Here is a 26,187-nt window from a genome sequence, read left to right on the forward strand (position 1 = left end):
GACCGCCGGTTCGAGTGCCGCCGTGTCAGAGCGTGGTGCGCATCAGCAGAACGTTGTACTGGGTGTGCACCGTCGTCACGAAGTACAGGTCGCGCCCGGTCTGGTACGGAAAGATCGACGGCGCGTAGGCGGTAGGCAGTTCGCGGGTGTCGATGAGCACCTCCGGCGGGCTCCACGGGCCCTCCGGGCTCGGCGCGCGCCGCATGACCACCGAGTTGAACGGGTCGGTGGTCAGCGAAACGTATTGTCCGAGATAGTCGTTCCACATCACCGACAGCTCGCCGACGTTGCCCATGATCGGCGCCGCCGCGTTCACGTCGCCGCGCTTCCAGGTCTCGCCGTCCCAATACTCGTAGGCGCCGAGGTCACCCAGGGCGTCCTCGGGGACCCGGGCCACGAACGCGGCATTGTTGCGTCCGTCCGGGGTGCCGTATTCGTAGATGAAGCCGCCGCTCTTCAGGAAGGCGTTCATCTGGAAGTTGGCGTGACCGCCCTCGTTCGGCCGCCGGGTGGCGGGCAGCTCGAGCCAGGTTTCCCCGTTGTCCCCGGATACCGCGAGGCCGGAGTAGTTGGTGGTCCACTGGCCGACGTCGTCCCAGCTGGCCACCGACATCAGGCTCATGTACTGCGCGCCGTTGGCGGCGATGCCCGCGGTCGGAATGCGGCTGATCTCCAGCATCGGGATCTTCGGGCTGGCGATCAGGTCGCGCGCCTGGCCGAAGACATCGCGGACGACGCTGTCGAAGTAGATCCCGTTGGCAGGGTTCTTGGTGTGGCTGCGCACCAGGATGTTGCTGCGCCAGGCCCAGGTGCTGCCGGAGAGCAGGTTCGGGAAACCGAGACCGGCGGTGTCGCCGAACGCGGTCAGCATCTCCCCGTGCCCGTTGTCCCACATGATGCCCAGGTCGGTGCCCAGCACGTTGTAGGTGTGGGTGCTGTTGGGGCTGGCCATGCCCGTCACCTGGAATACCGCTTTGCTGCGCCCCGGCAGATGCGGCAGGCCGTTGGTGCCGTTCAGCACCGGAATCGGATTGATGGCGTTCGGGTTTGCCGCGGCTGGGGAAGTGACCGTCAGTACGAAGGCCGTGGCACCCGCGACCGTGGACAGCAGGATGGAAGCGGTCTTGTGCAAGTCGGTGAAGCCCTCCGGGTCACGCCGAAGCGGGCACGCCGACACAGACCGTCACGCGTCAAGCGCCACACTTCGACTGGCTGGCAAATCAGGCGGAATGCTAACAGCCTGGCCGGATCGGATTGTGGCGGGCATCACTATCATGCGAAATTGATATCGCAGTGTTCGCCTATTGTTTGCGGCTGCCCCTGGCCAGGCGCAGGATCAGGGGGAGCTGGGTCGCGCGTTCCAGTGCGAAGGTCCGGCGTGCCGAGGCCTGCCAGGAGCGATCGAACATGCGCTTGGCGCCGGCCACCGCGTGCGGAGACCGGTCGGCGATGCGGTCGGCGAGCTGTTCGGCGGCCTTCAGTGGATCCGCGGTGACCTCGGTGACCAGGCCGATGCGCTCGGCGTAGGCGGCGTCCACGACATCGGCGGTCATGGTCAGCATCAGCGCCTTGTCGATGCCGATGAGCTGGGATAACGAGGCCGCGCCGGTCATATCGGGCACCAGGCCGTGCTTGGCTTCCATGACCGAGAATTCGGCGTCTGGAGTGGCGAAGCGGACATCGGCGGCCAGTGCGATCTGCAGCCCGCCGCCGTAGCAGCGGCCGTGCACGGCCGCGATCACCGGCACCGGCAGCCGGCGCCACGCCCAGCAGGCCTCCTGGAAGGTGTTGGTGCCGCGCCACGGGAGCGGGACGAAGGCGCGCACGATCGCCAGTGGATCGCTGGTGGCCTTCGCGACGTCCAATCCGCTACTGAAACTGGGCCCGTTCCCGGTCAGGATCACCGCGCGAACGCCCTTGCGGGCGGCGATGTCATGCGCGGCGTCGATCAATCCGCCGAGCATCTCGAGGGTCAGGCCGTTGTGCTTGTCGGGTCGATCGAGGGCGACGTAGGCCCGATCGCCCTCGAATCGCAGTGTGACGTTGGAGCTCATCCTCGGATCTTACCCAGCAGTCAGTTCTTCGGGCGGAACCATTGCCAGGCCTGCGGCGGCTCTGTTCTAATCGAGGTCAGTTCCCGTCAGTGCTGACGGGAAGTGGAGTGGAGGAACAATGCTGCCAGCCGGAATGGATCCGCGGACACCGGTTCTCGTCGGCGCCGGACAGGTCGTGCACCGGGCCGGGGAGCCGGGTTACCCGGGGCCGGTCGAGCTCGCCGCCGAATCCTTGCGCCGCGCGGCCGCCGACAGCGGCGCCGGTGCTCGCCTGCTGCGCTCCGCCGACCTGATCGCCGCGGTCGCCCCGGTGAGCAAGCCCTATGCCGACTTGGGCGCGCTGGTCGCCGCCGAACTCGGGGCGGCCCCCAAACGGACCGTGCAATCCGCGCGCTTCGGCGGAGACGCGCCGCAACGGCTGCTCAACACCGTCGCCCAGGCGATCGCCGACGGGCAATCCGAAGTCGCGCTGCTCACCGGAGCCGAGGCCGTCGCCTCCTGGAATGCCGCGAATCGTGCGGGCGTGCAGGTGGATTGGCCCGAGCAGGCCGAAATACCCAGCGAGATCATCGGATCCGAGCGCGGGCCCAACTCCGAGATGGAGACCGCGGCCGGACTGTGGGGGCCGGTCTACTTCTACGCGCTGATGGAGACCGCACTGCGGGCCCGGCTCGGGCTCAGCGAAGCCGACCATCGGGCGCGTATCGGCGGGCTGTGGTCGCGACTGTCCGAGGTGGCCACCCGGAATCCCTACGCCTGGATGCCGACAGCGCATTCGGCCGCCGACCTGACGACCCCGTCCGCGTCGAACCGGATGGTGTCCACGCCCTATCCGAAGTTGCTCATCGCGAACCTGACGGTGGATCTCGGTGCGGGACTCATCGTGTGCAGCGCGGCCGCCGCCGACGCGGCCGGCGTGCCGCGGGACCGCTGGATCTTCCCGCACGGCGGCGCCACCGCGACCGACGAATGGTTCGTCACCGAGCGCGCGGACCTGAGCGTCTCGCCCGCCATCGCCGCGGCGGGGCAGGCCGCACTCGGGCACGCGGGCATCGGCATCGACGATGTGGCGCAGCTCGACCTGTACTCCTGCTTCCCGATCGCGGTGCAGGTCGCCGCCGAGGCGCTGGGCCTGCCGATCGACGATCCGGCCCGGCCGCTGTCGGTCACCGGCGGGCTGACCTTCGCGGGCGGGGCGGGCAACAACTACTTGACGCATTCCCTCGCGACCATGGTCGGGCGGCTGCGCGAGCGCCCCGGCGACTACGGGCTCACCACGGCACTCGGCTGGTACATCACCAAGCACGGCGTGGGCGTCTACTCGGCGAAACCGCCTGCGCGACTGTTCCGTTCGATCGAGGCCGAGGTTCCCGCCGCCAGTCGCGCGGTCGCGCCCGGGTACACCGGTCCCGCTACCGTCGAGGCCTACACCGTCGCCTACCGCAAGAGCCGCGACGGCGGCGACGAACCGGAGGCGGTCGTGATCAGCGCCCTGAACCCGGCGGGCGCACGCATACTGGTGCGGGCCTCGGATGCCGGCACCGTCGCGGCGTTCACCGGTGGTGATCCGATCGGCGCGCCCGCCGAGATCGCCGCCGCCGACAAGCTCACCCTGCTCTGAGAGGAAAACCCATGTCCGACTTGGTCTTGGTCGAACGGCGTGGCGCGATCACCGTGCTGACCGTCAACCGCCCCGAGGTTCGCAACTCCATCAATCTGGCCGCCGCACAGGCCATCGAGGCGGCGATCGACGAGTTCGAGGCCGACGACTCCGCGCGCGTGCTGGTCCTCACCGGCGCGGGCGGAACCTTCAGCGCCGGCATGGATCTCGTCGCCGCCTCCAAGGGCGAGATGCCGATGACGCAGCGCCGCGGCCCACTCGGAATCGCCGCGAAACCACCTGTCAAGCCGATGATTTCGGCCGTGGAAGGCTTCGCGCTGGCGGGCGGTTTCGAGCTCGCGCTCTCCGGTGACCTGATCGTCGCGGCCGACAACGCGCAGTTCGGCATTCCCGAGGTGAAGCGCGGGCTGGTCGCGGTCGGCGGCGGCGTGCTGCGCCTGACCCAGCGGCTGCCGCGCAGCATGGCGGCGGAGCTGGCGCTGACCGGCGGACGGGTCGGCGCCGAGCGGCTCTATCAGCTGGGTCTGGTCAACCGGCTCACCGCACCCGGCGGCGCGCTCGAGGCCGCGCTGGCCCTGGCCGCCGAGATCGCCGCCGCCGCGCCGCTGGCGGTCGCCGCGAGCAAGCGGATCATCGACGAGTCGCCGGACTGGAAGACCGACGAGGCCTTCGCGAAGCAGGGCGAAATCGCGCTGCCCGCACTGTTTTCCAAGGATGCCGCCGAAGGCGCGCTGGCGTTCGCGCAGAAGCGCGACCCGCAGTGGCAGGGGCGCTGACCCCGATGGCCGAGCGCGTCCGGGAGACGCAGGCGCAGCGCACCGCGCGTATGCGCACCCGGCTCCTGGACGCGGCCGTGCAGAGTCTCGTCGACGACGGATACTCGGGCACAACCACTTTGGCGGTGCAGAAGCTGGCGGGCGTGCCGCGCGGCACCCTGCAGCATCATTTCCCGACCAAGGCCGATCTGCTCGCGGGCGCGGTCGAGCACCTGGCCGCGCGCCGATGGGACCAGCTGACCCGGGAATTCGAGGCCATTCCGCCGGGCGCCGATCGGCTGGAGGTCGCCGTCGAGCTGACCATGGGGATGCTCAGCGGACCGTCTTTTCTTGCCGCACTGGAGATCTGGGTGGGGGCGCGGACCGATCCGGAGTTGCTGGCGGCCTTCCTGCCGCTGGAGCATCGACTGTTCGACATGATGCACACCAGCATCCGGGACGTCTTCCGCGCCGAATTCCCGGACGATCCCAGGGTTCCGACGATCACCGAGTTCACCCTCGAGATCATGACCGGTCTGGCTATGCGCGCCCTGCTCACCGGCGATGTGGATCGCAATCGGATCCTGCGGTGGCGCTGGCGGAACGCGGTGCGGATCCTGCTCGGCACCGCGCCGCCGGAATCTCTCACGGCAGCCCGCGCCGTGGGGATGCCTGTGGACAACTTCGACTAGGTGGCGGTGTCGAGCAGGACTCGCGCGCAGCCGGCGGGGTCGTCGTAGAACGGGGTGTGCCCACTGCCGCGCAGGGTGACGTGAGTCGCGTTGGGCAGCACGGCTTTCGCGCGCCGGCTCTGGGTGGCGTAGGTGAGCAGGATGTCCCGGTTGCCCCACGCGATGGTGACCGGAAGGTCGGCGAGCGCGGCGGGGTCGGGCAGGCGCGCGTCGGCGAAGGAGTCCAGCGCGGGCTGGAAACCCAGCACCCGGGCGCCATTGGCGGTGTCGATGGCGATCCGCGGGTCCACCGCCCAGGCCTTGCCGAAGACCAGGGTGAGGAAGACGGTCCGGCCCGCGGCGGTGCCGAGGATCTGGGGTAGCACCGGTCCCAGTGGCCCGAGCAGTCCGCGTGACCGGCCCAGCGACTGCTGGCACCAGATGCGACCGGCCTTGTCCCAGAACCCGATCGGTGAATAGGCGGTGACCGAGCGGGCCAGCCCGCGCGCGGCGAGGTTCAGGGTGATCAGGCCGCCCATCGAGTTGCCCGCCAGGTGCGGTCGTTCGATCCCTTGTGCGGCAAGGAAATCCGCGAGCGCGTCGGTGAGGGTGTCGACGGTGGTGCGCGGCAGCGGCGCGGATTCCCCGAATCCCGGCAGGTCGACCGCGATCACCTCGAAGGACTCGGCGAGCCTGTCGATGATCGGCTCCCACACCTGCCAGCGGCTGCCGACCCCGTGCACCAGAATCAGCGGTTCTCCCTTGCCGACCCGGTGGTGATTCAACGTCATGCGCGCGACCCTCTGATTCGGTTACTGGCAACAGGCCAATAGTACTGTAACGGGCCGGTCGCAACCTGGAAACCGCTGGCAGAAAGCCCGCTCGTCGGTACGATAAATGGTATGGCAACACGTAAGGTCACCCTCTCGCTGGACGAGGCGGCCTGGTCCTTCGCCGAACAGGCGGCGGCCCGCGCCGGAATGTCACCGTCGGCCTGGATCTCGAAGGCGGCCCGGCGCGAAGCGGTGCGTACCGGCGTCGGCCCGATCCTGGATTCGAGCGCCGAGGCCGCGGCCGACGAAGCGGAACTGGCCGCCGCGGAGCGGGCGATGCGTGCGCAGGGGTGAAATCTGGACCTACCACCCGCACGGCTCCACCCGCCGTCGCACCATCGTCCTGATCAGCAGTGACGGCATCCACGAATCGCCCCGGCGCTGGCTGATCGCCGCCGAGCTCCTGGACGCGGACCCGAACGACATCCTCGCGGTCACCGTCCCCGGCCACGGCTGGGTGCACGCCGGCAATATCGGCCGCATCTACCGCGACTGGCTGGCCGAACGCGTCGACGAGATGTCCGCCGACGACGTCGAACGCCTCGACACCGCGCTGCGCGCGGCCATGGACCTGTGATCCGTTAGGCCGCGGCCACGATGCCGACCCGCGCCTGAACGCCGGCCTCCAACCCCTCGGCGATCCGGACCGGCTTCTTCACCGGCAACACATAGGTCCGCCGCGCCTTGTCCGGGAAAACCGAGGTCGTCCACCGGGTGGCGCCGATGGTCACATTCACCTTCACCGCTCCGAAACCGTTGGCCCGGTGCGCGTACAGCTCCTCGATCTCATCGGAGACCTCCTCGGGCAACGACACGAAATGCCAGGACGCCATCCCGTCGTGCTCCCACAACTCCGCCGTGAACGAATACTCCGATGCCACCCCCGGACTGTAACTACGGGCACCGACAGAAAACTCGAATCGATACGCTGGCCGGGTGCCCCTAGTCGAGGTGACCTACGCCCCCCACGTCCCCGAAGCCACCCTCCGCGCACTCGCGGACCAGCTCCCGCACCTGGTCTCGCTCGCCGTCGAATGCCCGGAGGAGCCCTACGACCACGACCTCCAGCCCGGCGACGTGGAGATCCGGTTCCGCCCACTCGGCCCGTTCGACCGCAGCGGACTCGACGCCGTCATCGAGATCCGCTCCAAATGGTTCGAGAGCCGGGCGAGCAACCGGCAGGACCGCGTGGACGATCTGCACGAGGCGCTGGAATCCGCCACGGGCCTGGAGAACTTCGGAATCTACCTCGCCATGCCCGTCGCGGCCTGGGCGCAGAGCGAGTAGGAAAAGCAGGAAAGCCGCTGCTGGGCAGCGGCTTTCCTGGTGGAGCCGATGACGGGAATCGAACCCGCGCTGTCTGCTTGGGAAGCAGAAGTTCTACCATTGAACTACATCGGCAGTGCTTGTACGCGTCCGTGAGCTTAGCAGACGGGTCGCGGCGGGAGGCAAGTCCATTATCCGTTCGTCTGGATGGGGTGGGCCCGTCGATTGGCTATTCGCTCACTATCGGAGGAGGCTCGACGGATGAGTACGGAAGACGGGCATGTGCCCGGGCTATTCAGCCATGAGACCGCGCCGCTGACCGCGTATCCCGCGGCCGATGACAGTGGCGCCCACCATCGTCCGGTGTTCAGCGCCGACGAGTCCGCCGCGGCCAAGGACCCGGCGGCCAGAAACAGCGACTAAGGCAAACCGGGGGCGGGGGATCGCGGCAAAACGGGCAGAGCACCGGCCGCGCGGCACGGCACAGCGGGTGACCACTACGCTGCTGGGCGTGCTGCTTTCCGATCGTGACATCCGTGCGGAGATCGCCGCTGGGCGTCTCGGCGTCGAACCGTTGCTGGAGAACCTGATCCAGCCGTCGAGCATCGATGTGCGGCTGGACCGGTTGTTCCGGGTCTTCGACAACTCCCGCTACACCCACATCGATCCGGCGCAGCGCCAGGACGAGCTGACCAGCCTGGTCGAGCCCGCCGAGGGCGAGCCGTTCGTGCTGCACCCGGGCGAGTTCGTGCTCGGGTCCACCCTGGAGGTGTGCACGCTGCCCGACGATCTGGCCGGCCGGCTGGAGGGCAAGTCGAGTCTGGGCCGACTGGGGCTGCTGACGCATTCGACCGCGGGTTTCATCGATCCGGGCTTCAGCGGGCACATCACCCTGGAACTGTCGAATGTGGCGAACCTGCCGATCACGCTGTGGCCGGGGATGAAGATCGGGCAGCTGTGCCTGATCCGGTTGAGCAGCCCGGCCGAGCACCCGTACGGCAGCGCGTCGGTCGGATCGAAGTATCAGGGGCAGCGCGGACCGACGCCGTCGAAGTCCTACCTCAATTTCCCGCTGTCGGCGGACGTGGTCAACAAGGTCGAGGCGCGCTGAAAATGGTGGCGGGCCGCGGCCGGTAGCCACAGCGCGAGCAGCACCACCGTGGAGAGCGTCCAGCCGAAGAGCAGCGCGGCGTGAACTCCGGTCTCCGGGAACAACACCCACACCACGAAGCGTCCGGCGAATTGGCAGCCGAGTAGCCCGGTGATGGTCAGGCGCGCCCAGTTCCGGCCGCGCCAGAGCGGTAGCAGCAACACGGCGTAGAGCGGTGCGCCGATCAGGTGGTATACCGTGCCGACATTCCATCCGACGGGTGGAATCAGCAGGACGACAAGGTGATTGATCGCGTGCACGCCGACGCCCGCGGTCGCGATCCGCACCGGAAGCGGTGTTGTGGACATGCGCGCAACGCTAAAACCGCACCCCGCCGCCGGTATTGGACGAATCGGCCACAACCTGTGCCGACACCGGGAGCCTCGGGCGTTCCCGCTCCGGCAGATCTTCAGTCGGTGTGCGGATGAGGCGGCCAGGCGAGAGACCCGCGAATCGGTGGCAGGCACGGGTCAGGTGGGACTGGTCGTAGTAGCCGAAGTGGGCGGCGACGGCGCTCAGGTCGGGTGCGGGTGTGCCCGCCAAGGCGGTCAGCGCGCCGGAGAACTTGACCAGAGCGCCGTAGTCTTTCGGCGGCAGTCCCACTTGGTCGGCGAAGCGGCGGCGGAAATGCCGGTGACTCCAGCCGATCTCCTCGGCCAGCGCACTGACCGAGGCGCGGCCCGCTGAACGCTGTAGCAGTCGCACGGCATGGGCGACCGCCGGATCATGGGCTTCGGCATCAGCGAATTGCCCCCGCAGGAACGCGGCGACCGCAGCGAATCGGTCCGGCCAGCCGCCGGACTCGGCGAGGTGCTCGGTCAGCTCGAGGGCGGGCCGCCCCACCAGATCATCCAAACGCACTGTCGTATTGCGTAACTCGTGCAGCGGCACACCGAGCAAACGGCGCGCGGCCAACGGGTTCAGCTGAATCTGCACGCTGTGCATCCGGCCCGCGTGCTCGGCGATACCGGCGTGATCATGCAATCCGACCACCAACGCGGTGGGTTCGACCCGGCGACCGCCGAACACCCCGTCCAACGCGAACACGATCTTCACCGTGCCGCCGGGAATCTTGCGCCGCCGCACCGGTTCCGGCTCGCGGACGTCGAACCCGAAACACCGGATGACCTCGAGTCCGTCGAACAGCGCGGTGGGGGCATGCACTACCTGGCGCGGCCGCACCTGAAAGGTCCCGCGCAACTCCAGGACTCGTGCGGTATCCATCGCTCCACACTAGGTGCGAAAGAGGGTGCGGCCGAGTCCGCCTCGTCGACTGTGGAAATGAGGCGGACCCGGCCGGTGACGCAACGCCCCGGGCGCAAGCGGGTAACCCGGGGCGGCGGCGGGGACCGACGACGCAATTTTCAGTCCCCGCCACCCGCTCCCACCGCCAGGGCCGTCGTGATGACGACGGACAACGGGGGGAGCGTGTCGCCGCGTCTCGGTGGACTGACCCAGAAGCACCCTTCCCGGGTCCAGCGGCCGAGACCGGTCGGCAACATCACGGCACTGCCGATCGCGGGTATTCCGATATCGAGCCGGTTCAGTACCTCCAATACCTGTGTCCCCGGCCGGCTGTCCGGCGCGGCGAGAAAGCTCCAACGGATCTGGCGGGCCAGCATCGGACCCCTCGTCCCCTGCTGTTCCAGTGCCGCCCTGACCTTTTCGGCGCGGGCCGTGGGCAAGTGCACGACACTGACACGGCCACTGATGGGCAGCATCGCGAATCCGCCACGCTCGATCACCGGTAAGTCGTACTCGTGCCGATAGAAGGCCACCCAATCGTCGACTGTCCTGAGTTTGTCCACATTCACGGCCAACTCCTTGCCTCCTGCATCAAGGGTCGCCTGAGGAACGCGGATGCGGTAACGCCCTGCTGCCCGCATTCCGCTGCCCTTCCGCTGCCTCTGCTCGACGGCGGCGTCTCCCGAAGCCGACGCACCGCGAACTAACTCATAGCGACACCGAATTGTTTGTGGCCGTAGGCACAAAGCCCTCGTACCCTGGGAAAGAGTTCGTTCGAAGGGATGACATCGTGGTCAGGCAGTGGTCAGGAAGAGAGACCCGTGCCCTTCGCGATGCCAAGCGGATGAGTATCCGGGAGTTCGCGGCGCATCTCGGTGTGCACGAACGTCTGGTGTCGAAGTGGGAAGCCGGCGGCGCCCGGGTACACCCACGTCCTATCAATCAAGCCGCACTCGATACATCCCTGGCGAGGTCCGACGATGTGGTGCGGGCCCGGTTCGCGGACTTGATCGAGCACCTGGGTACTCCCGGCCCCAGGTCCGCTCGATCCGGCGAGCCTGGTTTCGAGACGCCGGCCGCAGCGGCTGGTGTGACGTATTCGAGCGACGCGGACCTTTTGGCTCTCATAGATGCCGGTGCGATGAGGGGCGATGCGTTAGCTGAGATTTCGGAGAGGGATCTGATCATGGCGGCTGCCCACGAGGCCAGCGAGCACGCCGGCCAGGCCGAGAGCACCAATGTGGGTGCGACCACTTTGGAACAGCTCGACGCCGATGTCACGCGCATCGCGAACGATTATGTGCACATTCCACCGGTGCCGATGATGGTCGAGATGTTGCGGGTGCGGCGCCGGGTGTACCGGCTGCTGGAGGGGCATCAGCGCCCCGCTGACACCTCGCATCTCTACCTGCTGGCGGGAACCCTGTCCGGGTTGCTCGCCAATGCCAGCACGGATTTGGGTTACTACGACGCCGCGGGCGAGCAGATCCGGGCGGCCTGGGCGTACGCGGAACTGTGCGGGCACAACGGTTTACGTGCTTGGACCCGTGGTATGCACGCGCTCATCGAATACGGGGCCGAGCGTCCGCGCCGCGGCGTACTGCTCGCGCAGAGCGGGCACGAGTACGCGGAGTCGGCGACGGCGAAGGTACGGCTGCTCAATATCGAGGCCCGGATCTGGTCGAAGATCGGCAGCCCTACCGACACCGACCGCTGTATCCGGGCCGCCGACGACGCGCGCGAGCTGGCCGCCACCGACGACCTGCACGACGAGGTCGGCGGCGTCTTCGGCTTCCCCGACGCGAAGTCGCAGTACTACGCGGGCGCCACTTACATCCATCTCGGTGAGGCCGAACCCGCGCTGACCGCGACCCAGCGCGCGATCGAGATCTACGCCAACGGTCCCTCGGAGAAGCGCTCCTACGGCGCCGAATCGCTGGCCCGGGTGGACAGCGCCGCCGCGCACCTGATCAACGGCAGCCTGGACGGCGCCGCCGAGGCCCTGCATCCGGTGCTCGGTCTGTCCGAGGACAGACGCATCGTGCAGCTGGAGGCGCGCCTCACCGGGGTGCGCCGCCGGATGGCGGCGCCCACCTTCCGCAACGCGTCGGAGGCCCGTTTCCTGGACGAACGAATCGAGGAGTTCTGCGGCGCGACGGCGGCGAAGGGGATACCGCCAGGTAACTAGCGGTGCGGGCCATCGATTGATCCGTTGCCGAGGATGGCACCATGGATCGGGTGAGCCCCAGTCATCTACCGCATCAGCCGCCGCGTGCTTTGGAGCAGTCCACGAAGCTGCAGAACGTCCTCTACGAGATTCGTGGGCCGGTACACGCGCATGCGGCACGGCTGGAGGCCGAGGGGCATCGCATCCTCAAACTCAACATCGGTAACCCGGCGCCGTTCGGTTTCGAGGCGCCCGATGTGATCATGCGCGACATCATCGCCGCGCTGCCCTATGCACAGGGCTACTCGGAGTCCAAGGGCATCCTGTCCGCCCGCCGCGCCATCGTGACCCGCTACGAGCTGGTGCCGGGCTTCCCGGAATTCGATGTCGACGACGTCTACCTGGGCAACGGCGTCTCCGAGTTGATCACCATGACGATGCAGGCGCTGCTCGACAACGGGGACGAGGTGCTGATTCCGGCGCCCGACTATCCGCTGTGGACGGCGATGACCAGCCTGGCCGGCGGCACCCCGGTGCACTATCGGTGTGACGAGTCCAACGGCTGGCAGCCCGACATCGCCGATATCGAGTCGAAGATCACCGACAAGACCAAAGCGCTGCTGGTGATCAACCCGAACAACCCGACCGGCGCGGTGTACTCGACCGAGGTGCTGCAGCAGCTGGTCGACCTCGCGCGCAAGCATCAGCTGCTGCTGCTGGCCGATGAGATCTACGACAAGATCCTCTACGACGACGCCAAGCACATCTCGCTGGCCACGCTCGCGCCCGACCTGCTGTGCCTGACCTTCAACGGCCTGTCCAAGGCCTACCGGGTGGCCGGCTACCGCTCCGGCTGGGTGGTCATCACCGGTCCGAAGGATCACGCCGCCGGTTTCCTGGAGGGCCTCTCGCTGCTCGCCTCCACCCGCCTGTGCCCGAATGTGCCCGCGCAGCACGCCATTCAGGTGGCGCTCGGCGGGCATCAGAGCATCGAGGATCTGATCCTGCCGGGCGGGCGACTATTGGAGCAGCGCGATGTGGCCTGGGAGAAGCTCAACATGATCCCGGGCGTCTCGTGTGTGAAGCCGAAGGGCGCGCTCTACGCCTTCCCCCGGCTGGATCCGAATGTGCATGAGATTCACGATGATTCGAAGCTGATCCTGGATCTGCTGCTACAGGAGAAGATCCTGATGGTGCAGGGCACGGGCTTCAACTGGCCCGAGCACGACCATCTGCGGATCGTCACCTTGCCCTGGGCGCGCGACCTCGCCGTTGCCATCGAAAGATTCGGCAACTTCCTCTCCAGCTACCGTCAGTAGCCCCTGACTTCAGGGGGTAAAACAGACCACCAGTCTGGATAAACGCCACTTTTAAATACTCACTAGCGCAAAACTCGGAGTTTTGTGTACAGTGGCTCTCGGCACTTCTAGTGCCCGGTCGGGTTGTCTACCCCCCCTGGACAACCTGGCCCTCGGGTTCGGCCGCCTACCCCCCTGGGCGCCGGCCTGCGGGCGGCGGAGACATCCCCCTGCTCTCCGCCGCCCCCTCCCGAAATCTCTTCGCGCAGTTCAGCGCCCTCTTCTTCGCACCGTCCACCGCGAGTTTGAAAATCAAATCCTTTAAGCTCGCCTGGTGACGGAGCACCATCATCACCACCACGACCATTCCGGGCCGATCGCGATCGGCGCCACCGCGGCGCGGGTGGTCATCGGGTTACTCACCGTCATCGGCATCGCCGTCGTCGTCGGCGCGTTCTTCCTCTGGCCGAGCAAGCAGCACATCGACATTCCGCTACCCATGCAGAACGCGGGCGGCGGCGCGGTGCAGACCGAAGCGGGTACCGTGCTCGCCCAGGACCGGGGCGCTTGCGGCAGCCCGTCCATCGGCAAGGTGTTCGCCGACCAGCCCGAAGCGCCGCGCAACAACAGCTACCAATGCGACCGCAGCCTCGTCAGCATCGAATCCGGGCCGCACAAGGGCAGCAAGACGCTGCTCGAAATCGCGCCCGGGCCAGGGCAACCCGAACTGAAGGCCGGCGACGAGATCCGGGTGGTCCGGCAGACCGACCCCAACGGGACGCCGCTGTACTCGTTCGAGGACTATTCGCGCGGGCTGCCGCTGCTCATGATCTTCCTGGTGTTCGTGGTGGTGGTCGTCGTGGTGGCGCGCTGGCGCGGCTTCCGGGCACTGCTCGGGCTGGTGATCGCGTTCGCGGTGCTGGTCGGATTCATGCTGCCGGCGATCCTGGACGGGAAGCCCGCGATTCCGGTCGCGCTGGTCGCGGGGGCGGCGATTCTGTACGCGGTGCTCTATCTGGCGCACGGGGTTTCGCTGCGCACCAGTTCGGCGCTGCTCGGGACGCTGGCCTCGATGCTGCTCGCCGCGGTGCTGTCCTGGGTGGCGATCGAGATCACACACCTGACCGGTCTGTCCGAAGAGCAGAACACCAACGTGGCGACCTACATCGGGCACGTCAGCATCACCGGCCTGCTGCTGGCCGGGTTCATCATCGGCTCGCTCGGCGTGCTCAACGACGTCACCATCACCCAGGCCTCGGCGGCGTTCGAGCTGGCGGCGCTGGACGAAGGCGCCTCGCGGCGTGAGATTTTCGCCGCCGCCATGCGGGTCGGGCGGGACCACATCGCCAGCACCGTCTACACGCTGGTGCTCGCCTACGCCGGTGGGGCGCTGCCGCTGCTGTTGCTGTTCAGCGTGGCCGGCCGGTCCATCCGGGACGTGCTCACCGGCGACGCGGTGGCCATCGAGATCGCGCGGTCCTCGGTCGGCGGTATCGCCCTGGCGCTTTCGGTGCCGTTGACCACGGGTATCGCGGTGATGCTGGCGCGGCCGTTCGGGCACAAGCGGCCGCAGCCGCCGGTCGCGCCGCGGCGTGCCCGGCACGCTCGGGCCTGAGCCGCGGCTAGCCCTGTGGGGGCGGGGCCGGGAACAGGTCCGGCGGAATGGTCGGGACCACGATCGGCGGAAGGAACGGCACCGTAAAGGTATTCGGGCCCGGCGTCGGCGGCGGCGGCGTGGTGGTGGCACGGCGCGGTGGCGGCGCGACCGTCGACTCGGTCTCGGTCGTGGTCGTCGCCGGAGCCACCGCGATCTGCGGTTCCAAGGTCGTGGTGCGCGGGACGCTGGAGGTGGACGCGGGCGTCGAGCCCTCGCTGCTGTTGGAATCGCGGGTCAGCACCTGCTGGCCGTAGCCGAGGCCGATGCCGATCGCGGCGATCACCACCAGCGCGCTCACCGTGAGCACGGCGCCGTTGAGTTCGCGTTTGCGGCGCGGCCGGCTCGCCAGCGCGTCCGGCAGGTCGTCGTAATTCTGGGTGCGGGCCTTGGGCGTCTGGGCCGTGCCCCAATCCTGGACCTGATCGTCGTTTCCGAGCCAGTCGTCGTCGGCGAGATCGTTCTTGCGCTTGCGCTTGCTCTTCTTCGGCTGGGCCGACAGCCAGGCGGGCGATAACTCGTCCTCGTCGAACGGCATCGCGGCGGGTGCGGGCGCGGGCGCCGCGGCGGGACGGGCGGCCGGGCGCGCCAGCAGGGCGGCGCCGCGGGCGGTGACCGTCTCCGGGTGCTCCGGGACGATGATCGGCACGCCGATCCAATGCTCGAGCACCTTGGCGATCAACGGGATCCGGGCGCAGCCGCCGATGGCGAGGACGCCGTGCACCGGGCGTTCGGCGCGGGTGATCACATCGCGGGTCATCCGGGCCGAGGACTCGACCGCCGTCACGATCAGCGCTTCGAAGTTCTCCTGTGCGAGCAGGACCAGGCCCTGTTCGCTGGGCAGCGCGACCGCGGTGTTGGACGAAAGTTGTTCCTTGGCTTCGCGGCACAGCGCGTCCAGCGCCGCCAGGCCGGCCGGGTTCTGCGGGTGCGCGATCCGGCCCGAGGCGATCTGCTGCTCGCGAATCAGCGAATCCAAGTAGTCGCCGCTGATTTCGCTGGTGCGCTCGGTGTAGCGGACCTCGCGAGTGTGGGTGTCGACGACGCTGACCGTCAGGCCGGAACTGCCGAGGTCGTAGACGACCAGGGAGTTGATGCCGCGGATTTCGCCTGTCGCCATGGCGTATTCGAGGGTGGCGTAGATCTCCGGGACCAGCTCGTAGTCGGTGATCTGCTGGCGGGCCATGGCCGCGCGGACCGACCGGGCTTGTTGCTCACCGCGATACGCGATGGCGGTGGCGCGGATCTCGGGTGTGGTCTCCAGGGTGACGCCGACCGCTTCGGCGGCCAGCTCCTCGCCGCTGTGGTCGCGCACCGGGATGGTGTGCAGGTCGAAGGCCTGCGGGTGGATGGGCGAGTTGGGGTTCACGGCGTGCGGACGCGCCAAGCGAACTGCGCCGGCCCCCACCGAAACTCCCAAACCTGATGCTTTCATCAGCTGCCCATCTTTTTTCACGCTTTCCGACATGCGAGCCCGCACCGCCGACGGCGCCGACTCCAGGGGACCTTACCGGCGATGTTCGATCCCGCTCAAGCGCCCCGTGCCCTCATTCACGACAGCGTCGAACTGCGACTCTACGGGGTGCCGAGACCCGAGTACACCCATCCCGCCGCTCTCCAGGTGGCACGATTGAGACAGTTCCGGCCGTCGATGATGGACCGCGCCCGCACCACGCGGTCCAGTTGTGCGGGGCGCAGTGCCGTGAATTCGTCCCACTCGGTCAATACCAGGACGACGTCGGCGCGATCACAGGCCTCGGCCACCGAGGTGGCGTAGTTCAGCGTGGGGAAGACGCGGCGCGAATTCTCCACGGCCTTCGGGTCGTACACGGTGACGACCGCGCCGTGCAGCTGAATCATTCCGGCCACGTTCAAGGCGGGGGAGTCGCGCACGTCGTCGGATTCCGGTTTGAAGGCCGCGCCGAGCACCGCCACGTTCGCGCCGAGCAGCGAACCGCCGCAGGCGCGGGCGGCCATGTCGACCACCTTGGTGCGGCGGCGCATATTGATGTTGTCGACCTCGCGCAGGAAGGCCACCGCGTGGTCGGCGCCGAGTTCACCGGAGCGGGCCATGAAGGCGCGGATGTCCTTGGGCAGACAGCCGCCGCCGAAACCCAGGCCCGCGTTGAGGAATCGGCGGCCGATGCGGGCGTCGTAGCCGAGCGCGTCGGCCAGCATGGTGACGTCGGCGCCGGTCGCCTCGCAGACCTCGGAGACCGCGTTGATGAACGAGATCTTCGTTGCCAGAAAGGCATTGGCGGAGGCCTTGACCAATTCCGCGGTGGCCAGGTCGGTCAGGAGGAAGGGGACCTCGTTGTCGATCAGGTCCGCGTAGATCTCGCGCACGAGTCCGGTCGCCCAGGCGGCGTTCTCGCGGTCCTGATCCACGCCCAGCACCAGCCGATCCGGGCGCAGCGTGTCCTGGACCGCGAAACCTTCGCGCAGGAACTCCGGGTTCCACGCCACCTCCACCGCGGCGGAGGTCAGGGCGCGCGCCCGATTGCCCAGTGCCGCGGCGGTTCCCACTGGCACCGTCGATTTTCCGACGATCACCGACGGCCGATCCAAGAGCGGCGCGAGCGTATCCACCACGGCGTGCACGTATTTCAGGTCTGCGGCGTACTCGCCCTTCTTCTGCGGGGTGCCGACGCCGAGGAAGTGCACGTCCGCATGCGCGGCGGCTTCGGCGTAGGAAGTGGTGAACCGCAGCCGTCCCGCGTCGAGGTTGCGCCGCAGCACCTCTTCCAATCCTGGCTCGTAGAACGGCACCACCCCGTCGGACAGCTTCGCCACCTTGCCCGGGTCGACGTCCACCCCGATCACGTCATGCCCGAGTTCGGCCATGCACGCCGCGTGCGTAGCCCCGAGGTACCCGGTTCCGAAGACTGTGCAACGCATGATCGATTGGTAATCCGCCACCATGGCCATGCCCCGACCTCGAAGCAAGGCTCGCGGCAACATCAGATGTACAAGCGGTGTGCGGTGTGATGACCTGGGCTTATGTGATCGCGCTAGCATCTGGTCGGTGCGCCGGAAACGAACGACTCCGCTTCTGCTCGGCCTCGTCGTCGTTCTCGCGACCGCGATCACCGCCCTCTGGCCGGTCTATGTTCGCCCCCGCACCGATCCGCCCGCCCCCGCCGACGCCATCCTGGTCCTCGGCGGCGCCCACGACGGCCGGGAACAACTGGGCCTGCGGCTGGCCCGCGACGGCTACGCGCCCTGGGTCGTCTTCTCCGACCCCTACACCAACAGCCCGATGATCAACCGAATCTGCCACGGCGGCTACAGCTTCCGCGTCACCTGCTTCGACCCTGCGCCGCGCACCACCCGCGGGGAGGGCCGCGAACTGGCCCGCCTCGCCCGAGCCAACAACTGGCGCAGCGTCATCGTCGTCACCTTCACCCCCCACATCTCCCGCGCCCGCTACATCCTCCAGAAATGCTGGCCCGGCGACCTCCGCTTCGCCGATCCCCGGCCGGACCTCTCCCCGGCCCGTTGGGCCTACGACTACGTCTACCAATCCGCGGCCTATATAAAGGCCTACTTCGAGGACTGCTGAGCCGGTTCCGCGCAGAATGCCTGGTCAACTGCGGGCGGGTGGCATCAGTTTGATTTCGGAGGTGGGCAGGCTTACATTGGCGCTGGTGGGCCGGTTCTGGCCTGCGGTGATGCAGTGTGGCAAACCCCTCTGGGAGGGCAGATGGAATACGACTGGTCAGCTGAAGATCTGGCCTTCCGGGACGAGGTTCGCGGCTTCCTTGAGGCGAAGCTGACGCCGGAGCTGCGGCGCGCCGGGCGGCTGGCGACGAGCGTGTACCCGGATCACGAAGCCAGCATGGAGTGGCAGCACATCCTGCATGAGCAGGGGTGGGCGGCGCCGGCCTGGCCGGTGGAGTTCGGCGGGCAGCCGTGGAGCTTGACGCAGCACTACATCTTCGGGCGCGAGCTGACGCTGGCGGGGGCCCCGCTGCTGTCCCCGATGGGCATTCGGATGGTGGCGCACGCGATCATCGCGTTCGGCACCGCGGAGCAGAAAGCCTTCTTCCTGCCGCGCATCCTGACCGGGGAGGTTTTCTTCTGCCAGGGCTATTCGGAGCCGGAATCGGGTTCCGATCTCGCGTCGCTGAGTATGGCGGCGGTCGAAGACGGCGAAGACCTGATCTGCACCGGCAGCAAGATCTGGACGACGCACGCGACCGAGGCGAACTGGATCTTCTGCCTGGTCCGCACCTCGCGCGCCGGGAAGAAGCAGCAGGGCATCACGTTCCTGCTGATCGATATGACCGCACCGGGCATCGAAATCCGGCCGCTGGTCATGACTTCCGGCGAAGAAGTGCAGAACCAGGTCTTCTTCGACAACGTGCGGGTGCCCAAAGCCAACGTGCTGGGGCGCGTCGACGAAGGCTGGACCGTCGCGAAATACCTGCTCATCCATGAGCGCGGCGGGGCGCTGTCGCCGTTCCTGCAGGTGCTGGCCGAGGACGTGGCCGCCGCGGCGGCCGAGCAGACCGGGCCCGACGGCACTCCGCTGATCCAGGATCCGGCGTTCGCGAACAAGCTGGCCGAAGCCAGGATTCGCACCGAGGTGCTCGAAATCCTGGAATACCGCACGCTGTCGGCGATGGCGCGGGGCAAGAACCCCGGCCCGGCGTCCTCGATGCTCAAGGTGCTCGGCACCGAACTGAGCCAGAAGCTCACCGAACTGAAGCTGGAAGCGGCGGGACCGCGCGGCCGGGTCTACCAGCCGCACGCGAGCATGCCCGGCGGCCCGGTCACCGAATACACCGCGCCCGCCGACGGTTACGTCAGCGGCGAGGAGTGGCAGGCGGTCGCGCCGCTGCACTACTTCAACGACCGCGCCGGCTCGATCTACGCGGGCAGCAACGAAATTCAGCGAAACATCCTCGCCAAAGCAGCATTGGGGCTCTGATGGACTTCTCACTCACCAAGGAGCAGGAACTTCTGCGCGAGGCGCTCGCCGGATTCCTCAGCGCCCGTTACGACTTGGAACGCAGCCGCAGCGCCGTGAAGACCGGCGCCGGCTGGCAGCCGGCGGTGTGGCGCGGATTCGCCGACGAGCTCGGCATTCTCGGCGCCACGCTGCCCGAGGATGCGGACGGCATGGGCGGCGGGCCGGTCGAATTGATGGTCATCGCCGAAGAACTCGGTCGCGCGCTGGTCGTCGAACCGTATGTCGACACCGTCGTGCTCGGTGCGGGACTGCTGCGCCGGACCGGCGGCAAGCAGGCGGACGCGGTACTGCGCCAGATCGTTTCGGGCGAGGCCCGCACCGCCTTCGCCGCACTCGAGCCGGCCTCGGGGCAGACCTTGCACGACGTCTCGGTCACGGCTCGCCGCGACGGCGACGGCTGGGTGCTGGACGGCAGCAAGGTGGTGGTGACCAGCGCGCCGCTGTCGACGCACCTGATCATCGTGGCCCGCACCGCCGGCGCACGTCGCGACCAGGCCGGAATCTCGCTGTTCCTCACCGAATTCGACCCGGCCGACCCGCCCGCGGGCGTCGAGGTGCACTCCTACCGCACCATCGACGACCGTCTCGCCGCCGACCTGACCTTCGCCGAGTTCCGTCTCCCGGCCGACGCACTGCTCGGCGCGGAGGGCGCGGCCTGGGCGGCGATCGAACCCACGCTGGACGAAGCGATCGCGGCGATCTGCGCGGAAGCGGTCGGCTGCATGAGCAAAGTTCTCGACGACACCGTCGAATACGCCAAGCAGCGCCAGCAGTTCGGCGTCCCGATCAGCAGCTTCCAAGCGCTGCAACACCGCATGGTCGACATGTACATGGAGCTCGAACAGGCCATCGCCGCCACCTACCTGGTGATCTACGCCCTCGACGGCAGCGCGCAAGCGCGAGCACGAGCCGCCTCCGCCGCAAAGGTCACCATCGCGCGTGCGGCCCGTTTCATCGGCCAGAACGCCGTGCAGCTACACGGCGCGATGGGCATGACAGAAGAACTGGCCATCGGCCACTACTTCAAACGCCTGACCGCCATCGAATCCGAATTCGGCACCAGCGACGCGCATCTGGCCCGCTACGCGAAGCTGACACAGTCCGCCTAGTCGTCCCCGGCTGACCGCACAGGTTGGAAGCGCAACAAATTCGGCCCCGGATCCATGGTGGATCCGGGGCCGAATTCTGTTGGTGCTGCTAGTTCTTCCGGCCGGGGGCCTTCGCGCCCGACTTGAAGCCAAGGCCGCCGGGCTTGGCGGTCGGCGGAGCCACCGCGGTGGTGCCGTTGCCATTGGTGGGCTGTTCCGCCTCGGTGGTCGGTTCCACGGGGGCGGATGCCGGTGCTTCGGCTGCCGGGGCAGGTTCGGCCTCGGTGGGTTCAGCCGGAGCCGGCTCAGCAGGGGCAGTAGTCGGGGCCGCTGCGCCCGGCGCCTTCGGGCCGGGGCGCTTGAAGCCGGACTTCATGGCCAGGCCCTTGGGCGCGACGGTCGGCTTGACCTCTTCGGCCGGGGCCGGAGCCGCTTCGGCGACCGGGGTTTCCGCGGGGGTTTCCGCCGGTGCGGCCGGGGCCGGGGTTGCCGGAGCCTTCGCGCCGGGGGCCTTCGCCTTGCCCTTCATGCCGAGGCCCTTGACCGGGGGAGCGGCTGGGGTTTCGGCGGCCGGAGCCTCGGCCGGAGCCGACTCTTCCTTCGCGCCGGGTGCTTTCGCTGCACCCTTCATCGCCAAGCCCTTGCCGGGAGCCTTGGCCGGGCCCTTCATGGCGAGGCCCTTGACCGGGGCGGCGGGCTTTTCGTCGGCTGCCGGTTCGGCGGCTTTCGCGCCGGGTGCCTTGGCAGCGCCCTTCATGCCGAGACCGCCGCCGGGTGCCTTGGCGGGGCCCTTCATGGCGAGGCCCTTGACCGGGGCGGCGGGCTTTTCGTCGGCTGCCGGTTCGGCGGCCTTCGCGCCGGGTGCCTTGGCAGCGCCCTTCATGCCCAGGCCGCCACCGGGTGCTTTCGCGCCCTTCATAGCCAAGCCGCCGCCGGGCGCCTTGCCGCCCTTCATGGCCAGACCGCCACCGGCCGGCTTGGCCGCCGGTGCCTTGGTTTCCGCCTCGGCGGCAACCAGTTCGGGTTCGGGCTGCGGTTCGGCCTTTGCCTGCTTGGGTTCCTGGATGACGACCAGGTTCTCGCCGAGCTGCTTGGCGTCGACGCGGGTGATCGCGTCCAGCATCAGCTGGGAGACGTCCACGACCTCGACCCGGTCGGCGGCGTCGATGTCGTCCTGGCGCGCGGTGACGCCGTCGGAGAGCATGACGCGGCAGAACGGGCAGCCGGTCGCGATCTTGGTGCCCGCGCCGGGCGAGGAATCGATGGTCGCCAGCGCCTCGTCGACTCGGTCGACGTTGATGCGCTTGCCGAGTTGCTCCTCCATCCACATGCGCGCGCCACCGGCGCCACAGCACATGGAACGTTCGCCGTGCCGCGGCATTTCGATCAGCGTCGAACCCGAGGCTTCCATCAGCTCACGCGGAGCGTTGTAGACCTTGTTGTGCCGGCCCAGGTAGCAGGGGTCGTGGTAGGTGACGTTCTGCGTCACCGAGGCCACCGGCACCAGCTTCTTCTGCCGCACCAGGCGGTTCAGCAGCTGCGTGTGGTGCACGACCTCATAGGTACCGCCGACCTGCGGGTACTCGTTGTTGAGCGCGTTGAAGCAGTGCGCACAGGTGACGACGATCTTCTTCTTGGACTGCTCGACACCGTCGAAGACCTCGTTCAGGGTCTCGATGTTCTGCTGCGCCAGCTGCTGGAACAGGAACTCGTTGCCCGCGCGGCGCGCGGAGTCACCGGTGCAGGTCTCGCCCTGGCCGAGCACCATGAACTTGGTGCCGGCGGTGGCGAGCAATTCGGCGACCGCCTTGGTGGTCTTCTTGGCGCGGTCCTCGTAGGCGCCCGCGCAGCCGACCCAGAACAGGTACTCGTAGCCGTCGAACGAGTCGGCGTCCTTCCCGTAGACCGGGATCTGGAAGTCCATCTCGTTGATCCAGTTGAGCCGGTCCTTGGCGTTCTGGCCCCACGGATTGCCCTTGTTCTCCAGGTTCTTGAACAGACCCGCGAGCTCGGAGGGGAACTCCGATTCGATCAGCACCTGGTAGCGGCGCATATCGATGATGTGGTCGACGTGCTCGATATCGACCGGGCACTGCTCGACGCAGGCGCCACAGGTGGTGCAGGACCACAGCACCTCGGGGTCGATGATGCCGTTGACGTCCTCGCCGCCGACCAGCGGGCGCTCCGCCTCGGCCTTGGCGGCTTCGGCGACCTTGTCCTTGTTCTCCCCGGCCAGCAGGTACGGCGCCTTGGCGTAACCGTGGTCGCGCAGCGACATGATCAGCAGCTTCGGCGAGAGCGGCTTACCGGTGTTCCAGGCCGGGCACTGCGACTGGCAGCGGCCACATTCGGTACACGTCGTGAAGTCGAGAATGCCCTTCCAGGTGAAGTCCTCGAACTTGCCGGCGCCGAAAACGGCGTCCTCGCCGAGCTCTTCGACGGCCTCCAGGTCGACCGGCTTGCCCGCGATGGTCAGCGGCTTGGCCGCGCCGAGGGCGACGCCGCCGTCGTCTTCACGCTTGAAGTAGATGTTCGGGAAGGCCGAGAACCGGTGCCAGGCCACGCCCCAGGTGATGTTGCGGCCGACCAGGAACAGGAACAGCGCGCCGGAGAGCAGCTTGATCAGGGCGAAGATCGACACCATGACCGGGCTGGCGGGCAGCAGTTTCGCGACCTGCTGGGTGAAGAAGTCCGACCAGGTGTGGGATTCGCCGTAGGTCGCGATCTTGCCGGCCTTCACGAAGACCATGCCCAGGCCCTCGACGAAGACGATGGACTCGATCACGTACGCCGGGCCGAACTTGGAACCGCTGAACCGGGACAGCCGTTCGGGCACCCGCGGATGGTTCAGCTGGCGGATGACGACCAGGGTGACGATGCCGACGACGGTGCCGATGCCGAGGATCTCGTCCATCAGGTGGTAGATGCCCCAGCTGCCGATGATCGGCCAATGGAAGTGCGGGTCGATCGCCTGCCCGTACGCCTCGAACCAGAGGATGAAGCCGGCGAGGAAGCCGATCATGACGAGCCAGTGCGCCCAGCCGACGGTGCGGAACTTGTTCATGCGCGTGTGCGCGAGGAACTCCACCATCATCTGCTTGAAGCGAGGGATGAACGGCCGCCACCGATCCGGCGCGCTCTGGCCGAGCATGACCGTGCGCGCGATCTTGCGGACGCCGTCGATGAACGACGCCCAGCACAGGAGGGTGAGCGCCGCCCCAATCACGCCCAGCGTCACTGTCAGGGCATTCATGTCGCGACCTTTCTTTCGAGGCAACACGAGTTGTCGTGGCCTGCCGACCACGGTTGGCTCGTATCGTAACCGCCAGTAAGTTACTCACGGGTAACTTATGTGACTCATTGTACGATCGGTAGTTGCGTAGTGCCCCCTCTTACTGGGGCTTGACCTGCAAATCGCCTGTGAGCAATTTCACCCGATCGGTACCCATCCCTCGTGAGTCCGGGCGAATTACCACCGTAAACGGCGGCCGCAGCGGTCCATGCGGTAAGGACAGGCTTAGTACTCAGCGTTGTACCGACTCGTGGCCGAAATGTGCTGATCGCGTAATGGATCTCGCATCTTTGCTGCGATTCGATTACGCTCGGCTCGTTCTGTTTGCATAAACCTGTCTTCACACTGCTCGGGGAGAATCCGTAAGGGCCCAACCACCTTTCGGGTTGAAGAGCGATCTCGCGTGACGAAGGCCTGGCTCGCGGACAACCCTGATGAAGGATGGAAACTGAATGAACTTCCGCAGAACCACCGCGGCTGCAGCGTTGGTCATCGGTGCGATGACCGTGGGTATGGGGACCACACACGCTGACCCGGCCGCTCCCGCTCCCGCCGAGCTCAAGTACTCGGTGAAGCTGGTGGACAAGACCGTCGTTGCGAAGCTCCAAGGGGGAACGTTCGAGCTTTCGACGGTGGAAGAACCGGCCGCTGACCCGGCCGCCAAGCCCACGTTGACCGAGGTCGCGAACATCAAGGACGAAACCGGCGCGCTCGTGATGAGCATGCCGATGAAGTTCGACGTCGCGGGCATCTCGGTGCCGGTCAAGCCGGTCGTGAAGGAAGACGGCAAGGTGCTCGAGCTGCTGCCCGAGCGTCCGGCCGCCCTGCCCGCCGACCAGGTGATCAACACCGTCAACGTCAAGCCCGTCGCCTCGCCGATCGAAGATCAGCGGGCGATGAACAACTTCACCACCCAGTTCGGCCTGGCCACCGCGGTGGGCGGCTTCGTCGGCACCGCGCTCGGTGTTGTCGTCGGCGGCATCGTCGGTTGCATCCTCGGCCTGCCCCTCTTCGGCATCGGCTGCATTCCGGCCGCCGTCGCGGGCGCCGGCATCGGCGGCATCCTCGGCACGGTCGCCATCGGCGGCCCCGCGCTGGCGCTCGCCGGTATGGATCTGCTGCAGACCATGCAGGCCGCTCCCGGCACCAGCAAGTGGAGCGACCAGAACATGAACGCGAACCAGCCGAAGTAACAGCTGGACAGCACGGCCCGAGTGGCCCGTTCCCGAACCGGGAGCGGGCCACTCGGCGTTGCACGGTCAGTCCGGCAGGTCGAGGGTTCCGTTGAACGCGACCTGTCCCGCGCGCCGTCCCAGTCGTCCGAAGCTGCGCTCGGCCATCTCGAAGGTGCCGTCCTCGCGCACCAGCAGCACGGTGCTCGCCCTGGTCCCGTGCGCCAGGTGCGCGACGAACCGCGCCGAGGCCGCCCGCTCCAGCGCCCGCGGAATCCCGGTGTCCGGCAAGTGCTCATCGGGCGCTTCGGTCCGGTCGGCCAGCACCTCGAAATACTTCTCGACCGCGCCCGGTTCGGTTTCCACCACTTTGCGCAGCCCGTCGAGGCCGTCGCGGACCTTCGGCCAGATCGGATCCGGCGCGCTCAGTTCGGCGGCCGGGCCGGGTGCGGCGGAGGCGATCGACCGGCCGTTGGACAGGCCGTGGAAGCCGGGGGCCAATTCCCGCGGTTGCCCGGGCCTGCCGTTGGAATGCCACCAGAGCGTCGCGAGATCCGAGACCACCACGTGGTATCCGTTGTAGTCGTCCGGTGCCGCAGCGACGTCCTGAAGGTACTTCCCGGGGCCATCGAGATCTTGGTCGCCGCGCAAGAAATCCATGAGCAGCGATCCGCGGGAACGAGCGTCGGCGCGTTCACCTTTCGGGTTGCGCACATTCGTGACTCCCGCGAACCGCCCGGCGGCGGTGGCGAGCCCGAGCCAGGTGCCGATCCCACCGCGCGCGCCCAGGTCCCGCCCGGCCAGCACGCCGGGCACCTCCGGCCACCACCGCATCGGCTCGGCGGGCCGGGTATAGAACTCGTCCCGGTTGGCCGCGACGATCAACCGGTACTCCGGATGCGCGCGCCAGCCCAGCAACACCAAACACATAACTAGAGAGTGCCTC

Annotated in this window: 26 protein-coding genes and 1 tRNA gene; 15 read left to right on the forward strand and 12 right to left on the reverse strand. The window is 67.8% G+C overall.

The features are described from left to right. Positions 1-25: 25 nt before the first annotated feature. A complete protein-coding gene (locus AB0M14_RS18790; RefSeq protein ID WP_364996460.1) occupies positions 26-1,132 on the reverse strand; it encodes a DUF4185 domain-containing protein in 1,107 nt (368 codons plus the stop codon). Positions 1,133-1,301: 169 nt separating this feature from the next. Beyond that, complete coding sequence (locus tag AB0M14_RS18795; protein WP_364996463.1) at positions 1,302-2,054, reverse strand: crotonase/enoyl-CoA hydratase family protein; 753 nt, start codon at positions 2,052-2,054, stop codon at positions 1,302-1,304. Positions 2,055-2,172: 118 nt separating this feature from the next. Between AB0M14_RS18795 and AB0M14_RS18800 the strand changes: the two genes are divergently transcribed. Genes AB0M14_RS18800 through AB0M14_RS18810 form a run of 3 tightly spaced genes read left to right on the forward strand, consistent with a single transcriptional unit; the run spans position 2,173 to position 5,122 of the window. Continuing rightward, positions 2,173-3,675, forward strand: coding sequence for an acetyl-CoA acetyltransferase (locus AB0M14_RS18800; protein ID WP_364996466.1), 1,503 nt, complete (start codon positions 2,173-2,175; stop codon positions 3,673-3,675). Between the two features lie 11 nt (positions 3,676-3,686). Continuing rightward, on the forward strand, positions 3,687-4,451 hold the full coding sequence (locus AB0M14_RS18805; protein WP_364996469.1) for a crotonase/enoyl-CoA hydratase family protein: 765 nt from the start codon (positions 3,687-3,689) through the stop codon (positions 4,449-4,451). Positions 4,452-4,456: 5 nt separating this feature from the next. Beyond that, the gene (locus AB0M14_RS18810) at positions 4,457-5,122 is read left to right on the forward strand and encodes a TetR/AcrR family transcriptional regulator (protein WP_364996471.1); all 666 of its coding nucleotides are present in this window, start codon (positions 4,457-4,459) and stop codon (positions 5,120-5,122) included. On the opposite strand, the gene AB0M14_RS18815 is transcribed toward AB0M14_RS18810, so the two are convergent. Then, positions 5,119-5,892, reverse strand: coding sequence for an alpha/beta hydrolase (locus tag AB0M14_RS18815; RefSeq protein WP_364996474.1), 774 nt, complete (start codon positions 5,890-5,892; stop codon positions 5,119-5,121). The two genes, AB0M14_RS18810 and AB0M14_RS18815, sit on opposite strands and share 4 nt — an antisense overlap. Before the next feature lie 111 nt (positions 5,893-6,003). Between AB0M14_RS18815 and AB0M14_RS18820 the strand changes: the two genes are divergently transcribed. Both AB0M14_RS18820 and AB0M14_RS18825 read left to right on the forward strand, forming a co-directional pair. Continuing rightward, entirely contained in the window at positions 6,004-6,228 is a 225-nt protein-coding gene (locus AB0M14_RS18820; RefSeq protein ID WP_364996476.1) for a hypothetical protein, read from the forward strand. After that, positions 6,215-6,511 carry a hypothetical protein gene (locus AB0M14_RS18825; protein ID WP_364996478.1) on the forward strand — a complete coding sequence of 99 codons (297 nt, stop codon included), beginning with the start codon at positions 6,215-6,217 and terminating at the stop codon, positions 6,509-6,511. Before AB0M14_RS18820 ends, AB0M14_RS18825 begins: the two co-directional genes overlap by 14 nt. A gap of 4 nt (positions 6,512-6,515) precedes the next feature. Here the strand turns inward: AB0M14_RS18825 and AB0M14_RS18830 are convergent, their stop codons facing one another. Continuing rightward, positions 6,516-6,815, reverse strand: a complete 300-nt coding sequence (locus tag AB0M14_RS18830; protein WP_364996480.1) for a DUF1905 domain-containing protein — start codon at positions 6,813-6,815, stop codon at positions 6,516-6,518. A 55-nt stretch (positions 6,816-6,870) separates the two neighbouring features. Here AB0M14_RS18830 and AB0M14_RS18835 point away from each other — a divergent pair, with 55 nt between their 5' ends. Next, the gene (locus tag AB0M14_RS18835) at positions 6,871-7,221 is read left to right on the forward strand and encodes a hypothetical protein (protein WP_364996482.1); all 351 of its coding nucleotides are present in this window, start codon (positions 6,871-6,873) and stop codon (positions 7,219-7,221) included. A 40-nt stretch (positions 7,222-7,261) separates the two neighbouring features. On the opposite strand, the gene AB0M14_RS18840 is transcribed toward AB0M14_RS18835, so the two are convergent. Continuing rightward, positions 7,262-7,335 (reverse strand) — tRNA-Gly (locus AB0M14_RS18840). A gap of 126 nt (positions 7,336-7,461) precedes the next feature. Here AB0M14_RS18840 and AB0M14_RS18845 point away from each other — a divergent pair. Together AB0M14_RS18845 and dcd are read left to right on the forward strand one after the other, a co-directional pair. Further along, positions 7,462-7,623 (forward strand): hypothetical protein, encoded by a 162-nt coding sequence (locus tag AB0M14_RS18845; RefSeq protein WP_364996485.1) that lies wholly within the window; start codon positions 7,462-7,464, stop codon positions 7,621-7,623. A gap of 88 nt (positions 7,624-7,711) precedes the next feature. After that, entirely contained in the window at positions 7,712-8,311 is a 600-nt protein-coding gene (gene dcd / locus AB0M14_RS18850) for a dCTP deaminase (protein WP_364998943.1), read from the forward strand. Here dcd and AB0M14_RS18855 read toward each other — a convergent pair. From AB0M14_RS18855 to AB0M14_RS18865, 3 genes are all read right to left on the reverse strand, one after another. Next, positions 8,257-8,658 (reverse strand): hypothetical protein, encoded by a 402-nt coding sequence (locus AB0M14_RS18855; RefSeq protein WP_364996487.1) that lies wholly within the window; start codon positions 8,656-8,658, stop codon positions 8,257-8,259. The two genes, dcd and AB0M14_RS18855, sit on opposite strands and share 55 nt — an antisense overlap. 10 nt (positions 8,659-8,668) lie before the next feature. Beyond that, positions 8,669-9,574 (reverse strand): AraC family transcriptional regulator, encoded by a 906-nt coding sequence (locus AB0M14_RS18860; RefSeq protein WP_364996489.1) that lies wholly within the window; start codon positions 9,572-9,574, stop codon positions 8,669-8,671. 140 nt (positions 9,575-9,714) lie between these two features. Next, the gene (locus AB0M14_RS18865; RefSeq protein WP_364996492.1) at positions 9,715-10,164 is read right to left on the reverse strand and encodes a hypothetical protein; all 450 of its coding nucleotides are present in this window, start codon (positions 10,162-10,164) and stop codon (positions 9,715-9,717) included. 617 nt (positions 10,165-10,781) lie between these two features. Here AB0M14_RS18865 and AB0M14_RS18870 point away from each other — a divergent pair. The 3 genes from AB0M14_RS18870 to AB0M14_RS18880 all read left to right on the forward strand — a co-directional run bounded on the left by AB0M14_RS18870 (position 10,782) and on the right by AB0M14_RS18880 (position 14,675). Next, positions 10,782-11,783 carry an XRE family transcriptional regulator gene (locus AB0M14_RS18870; RefSeq protein ID WP_364996495.1) on the forward strand — a complete coding sequence of 334 codons (1,002 nt, stop codon included), beginning with the start codon at positions 10,782-10,784 and terminating at the stop codon, positions 11,781-11,783. 41 nt (positions 11,784-11,824) lie between these two features. Next, positions 11,825-13,081 carry a pyridoxal phosphate-dependent aminotransferase gene (locus AB0M14_RS18875; protein ID WP_364996498.1) on the forward strand — a complete coding sequence of 419 codons (1,257 nt, stop codon included), beginning with the start codon at positions 11,825-11,827 and terminating at the stop codon, positions 13,079-13,081. 310 nt (positions 13,082-13,391) lie between these two features. Beyond that, positions 13,392-14,675, forward strand: coding sequence for a YibE/F family protein (locus AB0M14_RS18880; protein WP_364998945.1), 1,284 nt, complete (start codon positions 13,392-13,394; stop codon positions 14,673-14,675). Between the two features lie 7 nt (positions 14,676-14,682). Here AB0M14_RS18880 and AB0M14_RS18885 read toward each other — a convergent pair whose 3' ends face one another. Together AB0M14_RS18885 and AB0M14_RS18890 are read right to left on the reverse strand one after the other, a co-directional pair. Beyond that, a complete protein-coding gene (locus tag AB0M14_RS18885; RefSeq protein WP_364996501.1) occupies positions 14,683-16,122 on the reverse strand; it encodes an Hsp70 family protein in 1,440 nt (479 codons plus the stop codon). A gap of 167 nt (positions 16,123-16,289) precedes the next feature. Beyond that, entirely contained in the window at positions 16,290-17,612 is a 1,323-nt protein-coding gene (locus AB0M14_RS18890) for a UDP-glucose/GDP-mannose dehydrogenase family protein (protein WP_364996504.1), read from the reverse strand. A gap of 127 nt (positions 17,613-17,739) precedes the next feature. Here AB0M14_RS18890 and AB0M14_RS18895 point away from each other — a divergent pair, with 127 nt between their 5' ends. From AB0M14_RS18895 to AB0M14_RS18905, 3 genes are all read left to right on the forward strand, one after another. Then, positions 17,740-18,276 (forward strand): YdcF family protein, encoded by a 537-nt coding sequence (locus tag AB0M14_RS18895; RefSeq protein ID WP_364996507.1) that lies wholly within the window; start codon positions 17,740-17,742, stop codon positions 18,274-18,276. 141 nt (positions 18,277-18,417) lie between these two features. After that, positions 18,418-19,647 (forward strand): acyl-CoA dehydrogenase family protein, encoded by a 1,230-nt coding sequence (locus AB0M14_RS18900; protein WP_364996509.1) that lies wholly within the window; start codon positions 18,418-18,420, stop codon positions 19,645-19,647. Next, positions 19,647-20,798 carry an acyl-CoA dehydrogenase family protein gene (locus AB0M14_RS18905; RefSeq protein ID WP_364996512.1) on the forward strand — a complete coding sequence of 384 codons (1,152 nt, stop codon included), beginning with the start codon at positions 19,647-19,649 and terminating at the stop codon, positions 20,796-20,798. The genes AB0M14_RS18900 and AB0M14_RS18905 overlap by 1 nt, the downstream gene beginning before the upstream one ends. 88 nt (positions 20,799-20,886) lie before the next feature. Here the strand turns inward: AB0M14_RS18905 and AB0M14_RS18910 are convergent, their stop codons facing one another. Then, positions 20,887-24,030 carry a heterodisulfide reductase-related iron-sulfur binding cluster gene (locus tag AB0M14_RS18910; protein WP_364996515.1) on the reverse strand — a complete coding sequence of 1,048 codons (3,144 nt, stop codon included), beginning with the start codon at positions 24,028-24,030 and terminating at the stop codon, positions 20,887-20,889. Between the two features lie 491 nt (positions 24,031-24,521). Here AB0M14_RS18910 and AB0M14_RS18915 point away from each other — a divergent pair, with 491 nt between their 5' ends. Beyond that, positions 24,522-25,262, forward strand: a complete 741-nt coding sequence (locus AB0M14_RS18915; protein ID WP_364996518.1) for a hypothetical protein — start codon at positions 24,522-24,524, stop codon at positions 25,260-25,262. Positions 25,263-25,328: 66 nt separating this feature from the next. On the opposite strand, the gene AB0M14_RS18920 is transcribed toward AB0M14_RS18915, so the two are convergent. Next, the gene (locus tag AB0M14_RS18920; protein ID WP_364996520.1) at positions 25,329-26,171 is read right to left on the reverse strand and encodes an NRDE family protein; all 843 of its coding nucleotides are present in this window, start codon (positions 26,169-26,171) and stop codon (positions 25,329-25,331) included. Positions 26,172-26,187: the final 16 nt, after the last annotated feature.

Origin of the sequence: Nocardia sp. NPDC051832, from assembly GCF_040681285.1 — a bacterium.
GTDB lineage: Bacteria > Actinomycetota > Actinomycetes > Mycobacteriales > Mycobacteriaceae > Nocardia.